The sequence below is a fragment of the Salmonella sp. 32070601201500089SM genome (assembly GCF_017573605.1).
Lineage (GTDB): Bacteria > Pseudomonadota > Gammaproteobacteria > Enterobacterales > Enterobacteriaceae > Salmonella > Salmonella enterica.
Map to the genome: position 1 here is coordinate 386,154 of NZ_JAGETK010000002.1, position 12,972 is coordinate 399,125.

Consider the following 12,972-nt stretch of genomic DNA (forward strand, 5'->3'; position numbering starts at 1 on the left):
ATAGTTAGCTGGCTTGGCGTAAAGGAATTACCGTACTGTCGCTTTTAACAATTCGAGTTATTTAGGCAATAGACCTGAATGACATAAGGGTCGGAAAGACCTGTATGCTGAAGTACCCGTAGCAGAAAAACTACCGGGCATTAAAGAAATGAAAGTCGAAACTATTACGGTGGGCAAACATCATAATATGCGTTGTCCGCCTTATATGGGGCATAAAACGATTATTATTTTCCATTTTGAGGTCCTTTCATTGATTTATTGAAAGCATGGATATTTTATCCAGGAAGCGCCAGCAATCTGTGAACCAGATCAACAAAAAACGATCATTTGAAAAATAATTAGTCGGCGATTATGCATATCGTGCTGTGAAATAACGGATTGTTTCTTAAATGTTAATTATATGTTTTTTATATTCTCCATAAAATATAATATCGCCGCGAAAATAATTATTCGCGACGCCGAAAATAAATGACATAAAAATTAGAAGTTATTTAAAAAAAATGAATAGCTATTCACGGCATAAAGCGATAGCCAATTCCGGTTTCGGTAATAAAATGGCGTGGGCGGGTGGGATCTTGTTCCAGTTTCTGGCGTAAATGTCCCATATAGATGCGCAAATAGTGGCTATGCTCCACGGCGTTAGGGCCCCAGACCTGGTTTAATAACTGCCGTTGGGTTAATACCTTGCCGGCATTATTGAGTAATACCGCCAGCAGGCGGAACTCAATCGGCGTCAGATGGATTTCTTCGTCGCCACGGTGGATCAACCGTGCGGCGAGATCGACCGTCACGCCGGAAAAGCGGACGATCGGATCGGCGCAAGGGCTGGCGGCGTGCCGTCGCAGCGCGACGCGCAAACGCGCCTGCAGCTCGCCAATGCCGAATGGCTTGCTCAGGTAATCATCAGCTCCGGCGTCAAGCGCGGCAATCTTATCGCTTTCTTCGCTGCGGGCGGAAAGGACAATCACCGGTATTGCGCTCCACTGACGCAGGTCGCGAATGAAATCGATTCCGTCGCCGTCCGGCAGGCCGAGATCGAGAATAATCAGATCGGGCTTTCGCGTGGCGGCTTCCAGTAAACCACGTTGTAATGTTTCAGCTTCATACACGCGCAGGCCGTCGCCTTCCAGCGCGGCGCGCAGAAAGCGGCGGATGGCCTGTTCATCTTCAACAATCAGAACGTTTGTCACATATCCTCATGAAAATCGTCAAGTTCAGGTGGTTTTCCTTGCGGCAGCGTAACACGGAAACAGGCGCCGCCCTGCGGTCGATTATAGGCGGTAAGCGTGCCGCCGTGTACCTCTACGATAGCATGGCAAATCGCCAGCCCCAGCCCCACGCCGGGGACGGCGGACTCTTTGTTGCCGCGGGCGAACTTATCGAAAATCTTCTGTTCTTGCCCCGCAGGAATACCCGGCCCGTTATCCCAGACATCCAGTTGTAAACGATCGTCCTTAACCGCAGCATCAATGCCGATACTGGCCTGCGGCCCGGCGTACTTAACGGCGTTTTCCAGCAAGTTGATCAGGACGCGCTCAAATAAAGGGCCATCGACATGGATAAGCGTTAACTGTTGCGGCAGCGACAATGTAATCGGATGCAATAAACCCGGCTCTAACATCTGTAACGCGCTACCGACGACCTCTTCCAGCGTCAGCCACTCTTTTTTAAGATTAAACCCGCCGGACTGAATACGCGCCATATCCAGCAAATTATTCACCAGCCGGGTGGTGTTGAGAATATGCTGGCGGATTTCACTGGCCTGACGCGCGTGGGGCGATCCTGCGCTGGCTAAATCCAGCGTCAAAATTTCCGCCTGGCCGAACAATACCGTCAGCGGCGTGCGTAAATCATGCGACAGCGCCGCCAGCAGAGCGTTGCGAATACTTTCGCGCTCGCTGGCGAGACGCGCCTGTTCTTCGCTGGCGGTCAGCGTCAGTCGTTCCAGCGCGTTGGCGACAAGCAGAGTAAATGTTTCCAGCAGGCGTTGCTGCTCCGGCACCATTAACTGACGCAAATTACCCGGTTCGACGATAGCCAGACCGTACGTTTTATCGGCGCTTTTCAGCGGCAGGATTTGATAAGGCACGCCAGGGAGGGTATCGGTGCCTGCGCCGGCAGGCTGGCCTTTATCAAAACTCCAGCGCGCAATTGCGTCGTCCCACGGCGTCATGCCTTGCTGGTGGGTGAGAGGCAGCAACTTACCGTTAGCATCAGGTAATAAAATTTGGCTGCGCGCCTGAAACGTCGAGGCGATAAACCGCTCGCTGGTCGCGGCGATATCATGTTCGCTACGCCCGACGGCCAGCGCTTTAGACATTTCATATAAATGACGGGTACGCTGTTCCCGATAACGGGCGACGCGCGCCTGATAGCGCACCCCGGCAGTAAGATTGCCAATCACCAGACCAACCGTCAGCATCACGGCAAAGGTCAGCAAATACTGCACGTCCGAAACGGCGAGCGTACCGCGTGGCGCGATAAAAAAGAGATCGAAACTCGCCACGTTAATCACCGTCGCCACCACCGACGGCCAGCGTCCGTAAAGCAGCGCAATCACCACTACGCCCAGCAAATAAAGCATCACCAGATTGGCGGCGTCGAAGGTGACAAGCCACTGCATAGCGATAAGCGTGGTGATGGCGCAAAGCGCCACGGCGACCAGACAGCCCTGAATCTGCCCACGCCATTTCTCTTTAAAAGGTCGGTTATCAGGCGTTTGCGCCAATGCGCGGGCTGGCGGCTCTTCCAGCGCGACGATCACCTGATCGAGATCCGGCGCGCGCCTGGCAAGACGGTCGGCGAAAGCGTCACGTCGCCACCAGCGTCGCGACGCCGGGCGGCCCATGACGATTTTCCCCAGATTATGCTCGCGGGCATAGCGCACGACCGCTTTCTCTTCGGCGGGATCGGACAGGGTGGCGGTTTCCGCGCCAAGCTCCTGCGCCAGGCGCAGCGCGCTTAAAATAGCCCGCCGTTGTTTTTCCGGTAAGCGGTGTAACGTTGGCGTTTCGACATAGACGGCGTGCCAGACGCTGCCGAGCCGGGAGGCCAGACGCGCCGCGGTACGCACCAGTTTTTCGCTGCCGGTGTTATGCCCGATACACAGTAAAATAGCATCGCGGGTATGCCATACTTTTTCTTCGCCCGGATGCGCGCGCCAGGCGCGCATCTGATCGTCCACGCGATCGGCTGTCCGGCGTAGCGCCAGCTCGCGGAGGGCGATCAGATTGCCCTTGCGGAAAAAATGTTCAATAGCGCGTTCCGCCTGGCCGGCGATATACACTTTACCTTCGTTGAGCCGTTGGCGCAGATCGTCGGGCGGCAGATCGACCAGTACGACTTCATCAGCGGCATCAAAAAAGGGATCGGGGACGGTTTCGCGCACCTGAATTCCCGTGACGCCGCTCACCACATCATTCAGACTTTCCAGATGTTGTACGTTCACGGTGGTGAAAACGTCGATTCCCGCTTCCAGCAGCTCTTCAATATCCTGCCAGCGCTTAGGATGGCGTGAGCCAGGCGCGTTACTGTGCGCCAGCTCATCCATTAAAATCAGCGCCGGACGCCGGGCGAGGGCGGCATCCAGGTCAAATTCGCGGATTTGCCGCCCCCGGTGCGAGTGACGTTTTGGCGGCAGAATGGTCAGCCCGTCAAGTAGTGCGGCGGTCTCTTTACGGCCATGCGTCTCTACCACGCCGATCACCACATCCAGCCCCTGCGCTCGCAGCCGCTGCGCTTGCGCCAGCATCGCCCAGGTTTTTCCGACACCTGCGCAGGCGCCGAAGAAAATTTTCAACTTCCCCCGGTGGGGCGGGGGCGTTTGTTCCAACAAGCGATCCGGATCAGGACGCAAGGGTTCGTCGTTCATTTCGCTCTGTGTCCCTGTAGCGCATCCAGCGCCAGATTAAGCTCAACAATATTCACCACCGGTTGCCCAAGAAAGCGCGCCAGCGGCCTGTGCGTATATTCTGCAACCAGTTGCGCGACCTGTTCAACGGGAAGCTGGCGAGCCGCCGCTACGCGGGGGATTTGCCATGCCGCGGCGCCGGGCGTCAGATTATTATCCAGCCCGCTTGCCGAGGCCGTCGCCAGCTCAACCGGAACCGCGGAACTCGCCTGGGGGTTAGCGGCGCGTAGCGCGGCGACGCGGGCCTGTATTTGCGCATCCAGTTCGGGATTGCTGGCGGCCAGGTTGCTTCCGCCCGACGCCAGTGGATTATAAGGCGTATCGGCGGTGGCGGAGGGCCGGCCATGAAAATAGCCCGCGGCGGTAAACGATTGTCCGATAAGCGCTGAGCCGCGTATCACATTGTCTTTATGAATCAGCGAGCCATTAGCCTGCCAGGGAAACCACCACTGCCCCAGCGCCGTGGTCAGAAGCGGATACACGCCGCCAGTCAATAACAGCAGAAATAACATTGTCGAAAAAGCAGGACGTAAACCGATCATCATACACCTCACGCCAGACCCAGCAGGGTCAGCAGCACATCAATCACTTTGATACCAATAAACGGCACCACCAGACCACCCAGACCATAGATCCATAAATTACGGCGCAGCATGGCCGATGCGGAAAGCGGCTTATAACTCACGCCTTTTAATGCCAGCGGGATCAGAAAAATAATAATCAGGGCGTTAAAGATCACCGCGCTCAGAATGGCGGAGTTCGGCGAATGCAGCCCCATCACGTTGAGCGCGTTTAGCTGCGGATAGGTAGCGGCAAACGCGGCGGGAATAATGGCGAAATATTTCGCTACATCATTCGCGATACTGAAGGTGGTGAGCGAGCCGCGCGTCATCAGCATCTGCTTACCGATATGCACCACTTCAATCAACTTGGTTGGGTTAGAGTCCAGATCCACCATATTACCGGCTTCTTTCGCCGCCTGGGTGCCGGAGTTCATCGCCACCGCGACGTCAGCCTGCGCCAGCGCCGGGGCATCGTTAGTGCCGTCGCCGGTCATGGCGACCAGCCGTCCTTCCGCCTGATATTGACGGATCAGCGCCAGCTTGGCTTCCGGCGTGGCTTCGGCAAGAAAATCGTCCACACCGGCTTCGGCGGCAATCGCTGCCGCCGTCAGGCGGTTATCGCCAGTGATCATCACCGTTTTAATACCCATCTTTCGCAGCTGGGCGAAACGTTCTTTAATACCGCCTTTAACGATATCCTTGAGGGCGATAACACCCAGTACGCGCGCGCCCTCCACGACCACCAGCGGCGTCGCGCCCAGGCGCGCCACGTTCTCGACGTTTTGCTCGACATCGGCGGGAAAATGGCCGCCATTGCTCTCGACATGACGCCGAATCGCGTCCACCGAGCCTTTACGGATCATCCGGTTATCGATATTAATCCCGCTCATGCGGCTTTGCGCGGTAAACGGAACAAAGGTGGCATGAAGCGACTGCACATCGCGTTCACGCAGGTTAAAGCGCTGTTTGGCGAGGATCACAATGCTGCGACCTTCCGGCGTTTCGTCGGCCAGCGAAGCGAGCTGCGCGGCGTCAGCCAGCGTGCGTTCGTCCACCCCTCGGGCGGGTATAAAATCGGACGCCTGGCGGTTGCCGAGCGTGATAGTGCCGGTTTTATCCAGCAGCAGCACGTCGACATCGCCCGCGGCTTCTACGGCGCGGCCGCTGGTGGCGATGACGTTCGCGCCCAACATTCGGCTCATTCCGGCTACGCCAATGGCGGAGAGTAGCCCGCCGATGGTGGTGGGGATCAGGCACACCAGCAACGCCACCAACACGGTGACGCTGACCGCGTTACCGCCCCAGGCGGAGAAGGGCCACAGGGTGGCGGTCGCCAGTAAAAAGACAATGGTCAGGGCGATGAGCAAAATCGTCAGGGCAATCTCGTTAGGCGTTTTCCGCCGCTGCGCGCCTTCCACCATCGCGATCATCCGGTCAAGAAAGGTTTCGCCAGGATTGACGCTACAGGCAATCACCAGCCAGTCGGAAAGAATTCGCGTGCCGCCGGTGACAGAGGCGAAATCGCCGCCGGACTCGCGGATCACGGGCGCGGATTCGCCGGTAATCGCACTTTCATCCACCGAGGCGCCGCCTTCGATGACCTCGCCGTCGCAGGGAATAATATCGCCCGCTTTGACCAGGACAATGTCGCCTTTCCGCAGTTCAGCGGCGGGCACGTTATCGGCCTGCGCATCATGGCGCGGGGCGCGCAGGCGGCGAGCGAACGCGGTCTTTTTCACCCCTTTCAGACTGTTTGCCTGGGCTTTGCTGCGGCCTTCCGCCAGCGCTTCGGCAAAATTGGCGAACAGTACGGTGAACCATAACCACAGGCTGATCACCCCTGTAAACAAGGCGCTTCCCGCTATTTGTCCTGTTACCATAGCGAGCGTTAACAGAGTGGTTAGCACGCTGCCGGCCCAGACCACAAACATCACCGGGTTACGCCACTGGGCGCGTGGGCTTAATTTTTTTACGGCATCCGTTAGCGCCTGTACGAGTAAAACAGGTTCAAACAGCGCCAGTTGCTTGCGACTCATATCAATGTACTCCGCATCGCTCAAGGTAAAGAGAAATGTTCCGCTACCGGGCCAAGCGCCAGGGCAGGAATAAACGTCAGCGCGCCGACCAGCAGTACCGTGCCGATGAGCAGCCCAATAAATAGCGCGCCGTGGGTCGCCAGCGTTCCCTGACTGGCCGGCTGTACTTTTTTACTGACCAGCGATCCGGCGATGGCCATGACAGGAATAATCACGCCGAAACGTCCGACGAACATGCAGAACGCCAGCAAACAGTTCCAGAAAGGCGAGTTAGCGCTCAGACCCGCAAAGGCGCTACCGTTGTTGTTGGCGGCAGAGGAGACGGCATATAGCACTTCGCTAAAACCGTGCGGGCCAGGGTTCAGCATTGCGCTGCGTCCGGCATCCGTCATCATCGCCAGCGCCGAACCCAACAAGACCAACATCGGCGTGACCAGAATCGCCAGCGCGGTCATTTTCATTTCGCGCACGTCGATTTTTTTCCCCAGATATTCCGGCGTGCGACCGATCATCAGCCCCGCGATAAACACCGCCAGCAGGACAAACAGCAACATGCCATACAGGCCTGAACCGACGCCGCCAAAGACCACTTCGCCAATTTGCATCAGCCACATCGGCACCATACCGCCCAGAGCGGTAAACGAGTCGTGCATGGCATTTACCGCCCCGCAGGACGCCGCGGTCGTGACGACGGCAAACAGGCTGCTGGCCAGCACGCCAAAGCGTGTTTCTTTACCCTCCATGTTGACGCTACTGTCCGCGCCCGCCGCCAACAGATGTGGATTTCCCTGAACTTCCGCCCACATCACTACCGTTACGCAGACCACAAAAATGAATGACATTGCCCACAGTAGCGCGCGTCCCTGACGGCGATCGCCCGCCGCTTCGCCAAAGGCGAAACAGAGCGCGGCTGGAATCAAAAATATCGCCAGCATCTGCGCCAGATTAGTGAGCGCGGTGGGGTTTTCGAACGGATGCGAAGAGTTGGCGTTAAAGAAACCGCCGCCGTTGGTGCCAAGCATTTTGATCGCCTCCTGCGAAGCAACCGGCCCCATCGGCAAGAGTTGTTTAGCGCCTTCAAGGGTGGTGATGGGCTGATAAGCCGACAGGTTTTGCGGTACGCCTTGTTGGATAAAAAACAGCGCGATAATTAACGCGACAGGAAATAATATCCATAGCGTAATGCGTACCAGATCCTGCCAGGCATTACCCAGCGTGTGCACATTCTGGCGCGTAAAGGCGCGGATAAGCGCAAAAACCACCGCAATCCCAGTCGCCGCCGACAGGAAATTTTGCACCGTCAGCCCGGCCATCTGGCTAAAGTAGCTCAGCGTGCTTTCGCCGCTGTAGGCTTGCCAGTTGGTATTGGTGACAAAGCTGACGGCGGTATTCAGCGCCAGATCCCAGGACAGCCCCGGTAGCCGCTGCGGATTTAAGGGCAACCACTCCTGCCAGAATAGCAGGCAAAACAGGATGCCCAGTCCCAGCAGATTGAGCGTCAGTAGCGCCAGTAAATACTGACGCCAGTTCATTTCGTGGTCGGTAATGCCAAGAGTCCGCCAGAGGATACGCTCAACGCCAGCCACGCCCGGCAACGGAACGGCGGCGATGAGCCTTGCCAGGCCCGAACCCAACGGTTTCGCCAGTACCAATAAAATCAGTAAAAAACTGGCGATCAGTAAAAATCCTTGCGCGGCCATCAGAACGCCTCCGCATTAATCAGGGCATAGACCAGATAACCTAAAAGTAAGAAAACCAGCACGATGCCGGTTATCACGCCTGCACTCACAGAGCACCTCCAGTGGCATTGTTTTACTCCTGAGAAAGGTAATTTTTTGGCTGCAAAGATTTCGCAAAAATTGGCGGGCGGAGTGTAAAAAAAGTATAAAAATGGCAAAGACCATTATTTAACTAATGATTAGTATTAATTTAACCTTTTCGTAACTAATTTACACTTTGAATGTAAATCTGCTGGAAAAGCGTGAAAATAAGTGGTCGGATGAGTAGTAAAATTACACCGAAAGCGGTACTATTTTAATCAGGTAACGAGGTTCAATTTTTCGGTGCTATTCACCGATTCAATCTATACCGGGGCGGATAGCGTCGGTATAAAGGGGGGAAACGTATGGAACACTATAAAGACTATCCGGCGCATGTCATTTTTGCCCGTCGTGCTTTCGCGGTGACCGCAGGCGTGCTGGCGTTGCCGGTGATGCTCTTCTGGAAAGACCGCGCGCGTTTTTATAGTTATCTGCACCGTGTCTGGTCGAAAACCAGTGATAAACCGGTATGGATGGCGCAGGCTGAAAAAGCCACCTGCGACTTTTATTAATCGCGACCAGCCTGAAAAAACCGTCAGCCGCCACGCTGGCGGTTTTTTTATGCGCCAGGGTCTACACTGTTTAACGCTATTCGCCGTGACGTTTTATCTTTCAGGAGTTGTATGCCCACCCATTTAGTCTGGTTCAGGCGCGATCTGCGTTTACAGGATAACCTTGCGCTGGCCGCCGCCTGCCGCGATGCATCCGCGCGGGTGCTGGCGCTTTATATTTCCACCCCCGCGCAGTGGCAGGCCCATGATATGGCGCCGCGGCAGGCGGCATTCATCAGCGCGCAGCTCAATGCGCTACAGACGGCCCTTGCAGAGAAAGGGATTCCGCTGCTGTTTCATGAAGTGGCGGATTTTAACGCCAGTATTGAGACGGTTAAAAACGTTTGCCGACAGCATGACGTCAGCCATCTGTTTTATAACTATCAGTATGAGTTTAACGAGCGTCAGCGTGATGCGGCGGTGGAAAAAACGCTGCCCTCTGTCATCTGCGAAGGCTTTGACGATAGCGTGATTCTGGCGCCCGGCGCGGTGATGACCGGCAATCATGAAATGTATAAAGTTTTTACGCCGTTTAAAAATGCCTGGTTGAAACGGCTAAAAGAGGATATTCCGCCATGCGTTCCGGCCCCGAAGATCCGGGTGAGCGGCGCGCTTTCTACACCCTTAACGCCAGTCTCGCTTAACTACCCGCAACAGGCGTTTGACGCCGCGCTTTTCCCGGTGGAAGAAAACGCGGTCATCGCGCAGCTACGTCAGTTTTGCGCGCAGGGCGCAGACGAGTACGCGTTACGGCGCGATTTCCCTGCGGTTGACGGCACCAGTCGGCTTTCCGCCAGCCTGGCGACGGGCGGCCTGTCGCCGCGACAGTGCCTGCACCGATTACTGGCGGAGCAGCCGCAGGCGCTGGACGGCGGGCCGGGAAGCGTCTGGTTGAATGAGCTCATCTGGCGGGAATTTTACCGTCATTTAATGACCTGGTATCCGGCATTATGCAAACACCAGCCGTTTATCCGCTGGACAAAACGCGTCGCGTGGCAGGAAAACCCGCACTATTTTCAGGCATGGCAGAAAGGCGAAACCGGTTATCCCATTGTCGATGCGGCGATGCGCCAGCTTAACGCGACGGGCTGGATGCATAACCGTTTACGCATGATTACCGCCAGCTTTCTGGTAAAAGATCTGTTGATTGACTGGCGGTTGGGGGAGCGCTATTTCATGTCGCAGCTTATTGACGGCGATCTTGCCGCCAATAATGGCGGCTGGCAGTGGGCCGCCTCAACCGGTACTGACGCCGCGCCTTATTTTCGTATTTTTAATCCCACGACTCAGGGAGAGAGGTTCGATCGCGACGGCGAATTTATCCGCCAGTGGCTACCGGCATTACGCGATATCCCTGGAAAAGCGATTCACGAGCCGTGGCGGTGGGCGGAAAAAGCGGGAGTCGTGCTTGATTATCCTCGGCCTATTGTGGAGCACAAACAGGCGAGAATCGCAACGCTTTCCGCCTATGAGGCGGCGAGAAAAGGGGCGTGATACAGGCCCGGTAGCGCAAACTACCGGGCATTCTGCTATCAGGATTCGACGGCCAGCGCGCGGCTTTTGAATTTGAAGGACTGATACAGCCAAATCAGCAGGACAACCCCTACGCAGGCTAACGCGCCCCAGGTGATCTGTTCAAAAACATCCACATAGGCGTTGATGGCGTAATTAACCGCGCCGCTGGCGTCGAAGGCGCTTTGCGAGGTCTGGTCAGCGATGACGCCTGCCAGATAGTTAGCTATCGCGCCGGACAGCAGCATATAAATTCCGGTTAATACGCCGGTGACGCCGGGGATATCAATGCGCGTAATTTGCGACATGGCGACCGGGTCGATAAACAGCTCGGCAAAGCCCATCACCGCCAGTCCCAGCACCATTAGCGGCATTGAAGAGTGTCCGTAAGCGGCGGACCAGCGTGCGCTCAGGGTCAGAATACAGAATCCGGCGCTCATCAGACCGAGACCCAGCGCGAATTTGCCCCAGATACGCACGGTGCGATTACCGCTTACGCTCTCTTTAACCAGCCAGGCCAGGACGACCCCACACAGCATCACGGCAAAGGCGTTCACCGACTGGAACATGGCGGTAGGAACGGAATAGCCCAGAATATCGCGGTTCACAAAGCGGTCGATATACAGGCTGATAGAACTGCCGCCCTGCTGGGCAAACGCCCAGAACAGCATACTGAACAGGGTCAGGGTGACAATCAGCCCCAGTTCTTTGCGCTGTTTGGCCGTTTGCGCCTGGCGATAAATTTTTGCCAGCACGACCAGGCCGATCGCGGTCGCCACGATTAAGGCATAGACAGACCATTCTTTCCAGAACAGAACGGTAATCAGCAACGGCGCCGCTACCAGCAAAATTAACAGCCAGCCCCAGTTCGGCAGCAGGTAGTTTCTGGCGCACAACACGGCTTTATTCACGCCGGTGGTGTGGGTGAAATGACGATTTCCACACAGGAAGATCACTAACCCCGCAAGCATACCAATGGCGGCGAGCGCAAAGCCCATCGCCCAACTGTACTCCTCTTGCACATAGCCGCAGGCGATAGGCGCCACGATCGAACCAATATTGCCCGCTGCGTAAAGCAGCGAGAACCCGCCGTCGCGGCGCGGATCTTCCGGCTGGTACAGTTCGCCCAGCAGGCAGCTAATATTCGATTTAAACAGGCCGTAGCCGCAGACAATGATCGCCAGCGACAGATAAAGGAATGTCGGCGCGATCTCACTGGCGCCCAGCACTAAATGACCTATAGCCATTAAAAATGCGCCCAGCATGACTGCCATTCGGTTGCCAAGCACCTTATCCGCCAGATAGCCGCCAAGAATCGGCGTTACGTAGACCAGCGAACAATAAGCGCTGAATAACTCATAGGCGTGGTTATCGTCGTATTTTAGCTGATTGGTGAGATAAAGAATCAGTAGGGCGCGCATACCATAAAAGCTGAAGTACTCCCAAATTTGCAGGGCGACAACGTAGTAAATAGCGCGGGGTTGAGATGCTTGTTTATTCATCGTATTTCCGGGATAGAGGCACTGCGGCAAGAAAGCGGGCATCTCAGATAATGCCTTTCTTTGTGGGCTTATTAAGCCTGCCGCATCGCCGTGTTTCCTTAAAGTTACCAACATGATACAGAACTGATTTTTTCTGCAATATGCGTTCTGATTGCATAAATATACATGAAATCGATCGTGTTTTGCTAAGTAATTTGCGCCAAACCCGGGGGTGATTGTTTCTTGATGTGTCAAACAAATGTTTATCGACGAACGGCTAACGGGAGGCTATGTTAACGGAGGCTGAACCCGTAACGGGAAAGTAGAACGTGGGTTAAAGGGAGCGATGATGAAAAACACCGAGCTGGAACAACTGATTAACGACAAGCTGAACAGTGCGGCAATAAGCGATTATGCGCCGAATGGTTTACAGGTCGAAGGAAAAGAGACGGTACAGAAAATCGTTACCGGCGTGACCGCAAGTCAGGCGCTGCTCGATGAGGCGGTGCGTTTGCAGGCCGATGCGGTCATTGTTCATCATGGTTACTTCTGGAAAGGCGAGTCTCCGGTTATTCGCGGCATGAAACGCCGTCGCTTAAAAACGTTACTGGCAAATGATATTAACCTTTACGGTTGGCATCTGCCGCTGGATGCGCACCCTGAGCTGGGCAACAATGCGCAGTTGGCGGCGCTATTGGGCATTACCGTGAAAGGAGAAATTGAGCCGCTGGTGCCGTGGGGAGAGCTCTCAATGCCGGTGCCGGGGCTGGAACTGGCCTCATGGATTGAAGCGCGTCTGGGGCGTAAACCGCTATGGTGCGGCGATACCGGGCCAGAGAATGTGCAGCGTGTCGCCTGGTGTACCGGCGGCGGGCAAAGTTTTATTGATAGCGCCGCCCGCTTCGGCGTGGATGCTTTCATTACCGGCGAGGTGTCTGAACAGACCATTCATTCCGCGCGCGAACAGGGGCTGCATTTTTATGCCGCCGGGCACCATGCCACTGAACGCGGCGGTATTCGCGCCCTGAGCGAATGGTTGAACGAAAACACGGCGTTGGATGTGACGTTTATTGATATCCCTAACCCGGCATAACTGAGA

Annotated in this window: 11 protein-coding genes; 3 read left to right on the forward strand and 8 right to left on the reverse strand. The window is 55.6% G+C overall.

Going from position 1 to position 12,972, the window contains the following annotated elements; translation table 11 throughout:
* Positions 1–130 precede the first annotated feature (130 nt).
* From speFL to kdpF, 7 genes are all read right to left on the reverse strand, one after another.
* Positions 131–235: a leader peptide SpeFL gene (speFL, locus tag J4728_RS05440; RefSeq protein ID WP_015632840.1), complete on the reverse strand. Its 105-nt coding sequence runs from the start codon at positions 233–235 to the stop codon at positions 131–133.
* A 277-nt stretch (positions 236–512) separates the two neighbouring features.
* Complete coding sequence (kdpE, locus tag J4728_RS05445) at positions 513–1,190, reverse strand: two-component system response regulator KdpE (RefSeq protein WP_000186053.1); 678 nt, start codon at positions 1,188–1,190, stop codon at positions 513–515.
* Complete coding sequence (kdpD, locus tag J4728_RS05450) at positions 1,187–3,871, reverse strand: two-component system sensor histidine kinase KdpD (RefSeq protein WP_000997487.1); 2,685 nt, start codon at positions 3,869–3,871, stop codon at positions 1,187–1,189. The genes kdpE and kdpD overlap by 4 nt, the downstream gene beginning before the upstream one ends.
* Positions 3,868–4,452, reverse strand: a complete 585-nt coding sequence (kdpC, locus tag J4728_RS05455; RefSeq protein WP_000579804.1) for a potassium-transporting ATPase subunit KdpC — start codon at positions 4,450–4,452, stop codon at positions 3,868–3,870. The genes kdpD and kdpC overlap by 4 nt, the downstream gene beginning before the upstream one ends.
* 8 nt (positions 4,453–4,460) lie before the next feature.
* Entirely contained in the window at positions 4,461–6,509 is a 2,049-nt protein-coding gene (kdpB, locus tag J4728_RS05460) for a potassium-transporting ATPase subunit KdpB (RefSeq protein ID WP_000088034.1), read from the reverse strand.
* 20 nt (positions 6,510–6,529) lie between these two features.
* Entirely contained in the window at positions 6,530–8,209 is a 1,680-nt protein-coding gene (gene kdpA, locus J4728_RS05465) for a potassium-transporting ATPase subunit KdpA (protein ID WP_208211382.1), read from the reverse strand.
* Positions 8,209–8,298 (reverse strand): K(+)-transporting ATPase subunit F, encoded by a 90-nt coding sequence (gene kdpF, locus J4728_RS05470; protein WP_001670793.1) that lies wholly within the window; start codon positions 8,296–8,298, stop codon positions 8,209–8,211. The genes kdpA and kdpF overlap by 1 nt, the downstream gene beginning before the upstream one ends.
* Positions 8,299–8,634: 336 nt before the next feature.
* Here kdpF and J4728_RS05475 point away from each other — a divergent pair, with 336 nt between their 5' ends.
* Positions 8,635–8,841: a YbfA family protein gene (locus J4728_RS05475; protein ID WP_000401435.1), complete on the forward strand. Its 207-nt coding sequence runs from the start codon at positions 8,635–8,637 to the stop codon at positions 8,839–8,841.
* Positions 8,842–8,952: 111 nt separating this feature from the next.
* Positions 8,953–10,374 (forward strand): deoxyribodipyrimidine photo-lyase, encoded by a 1,422-nt coding sequence (gene phrB, locus J4728_RS05480; protein ID WP_001142016.1) that lies wholly within the window; start codon positions 8,953–8,955, stop codon positions 10,372–10,374.
* Positions 10,375–10,412: 38 nt separating this feature from the next.
* Here the strand turns inward: phrB and J4728_RS05485 are convergent, their stop codons facing one another.
* Positions 10,413–11,894: an MFS transporter gene (locus tag J4728_RS05485; RefSeq protein ID WP_001041123.1), complete on the reverse strand. Its 1,482-nt coding sequence runs from the start codon at positions 11,892–11,894 to the stop codon at positions 10,413–10,415.
* Positions 11,895–12,222: 328 nt separating this feature from the next.
* Between J4728_RS05485 and ybgI the strand changes: the two genes are divergently transcribed.
* Positions 12,223–12,966 (forward strand): radiation resistance protein YbgI, encoded by a 744-nt coding sequence (gene ybgI, locus J4728_RS05490; protein WP_000798844.1) that lies wholly within the window; start codon positions 12,223–12,225, stop codon positions 12,964–12,966.
* Positions 12,967–12,972 lie beyond the last annotated feature (6 nt).

Excerpts from the sequence above, each read along its gene's own strand:
- speFL (WP_015632840.1), bottom strand. The coding sequence starts at position 235 with ATGGAAAATAATAATCGTTTTATGCCCCATATAAGGCGGACAACGCAT.
- kdpD (WP_000997487.1), bottom strand. The coding sequence starts at position 3,871 with ATGAACGACGAACCCTTGCGTCCTGATCCGGATCGCTTGTTGGAACAA.
- kdpC (WP_000579804.1), bottom strand. The coding sequence starts at position 4,452 with ATGATCGGTTTACGTCCTGCTTTTTCGACAATGTTATTTCTGCTGTTA.
- kdpB (WP_000088034.1), bottom strand. The coding sequence starts at position 6,509 with ATGAGTCGCAAGCAACTGGCGCTGTTTGAACCTGTTTTACTCGTACAG.
- kdpA (WP_208211382.1), bottom strand. The coding sequence starts at position 8,209 with ATGGCCGCGCAAGGATTTTTACTGATCGCCAGTTTTTTACTGATTTTA.
- J4728_RS05475 (WP_000401435.1), top strand. The coding sequence starts at position 8,635 with ATGGAACACTATAAAGACTATCCGGCGCATGTCATTTTTGCCCGTCGT.
- phrB (WP_001142016.1), top strand. The coding sequence starts at position 8,953 with ATGCCCACCCATTTAGTCTGGTTCAGGCGCGATCTGCGTTTACAGGAT.
- J4728_RS05485 (WP_001041123.1), bottom strand. The coding sequence starts at position 11,894 with ATGAATAAACAAGCATCTCAACCCCGCGCTATTTACTACGTTGTCGCC.
- ybgI (WP_000798844.1), top strand. The coding sequence starts at position 12,223 with ATGAAAAACACCGAGCTGGAACAACTGATTAACGACAAGCTGAACAGT.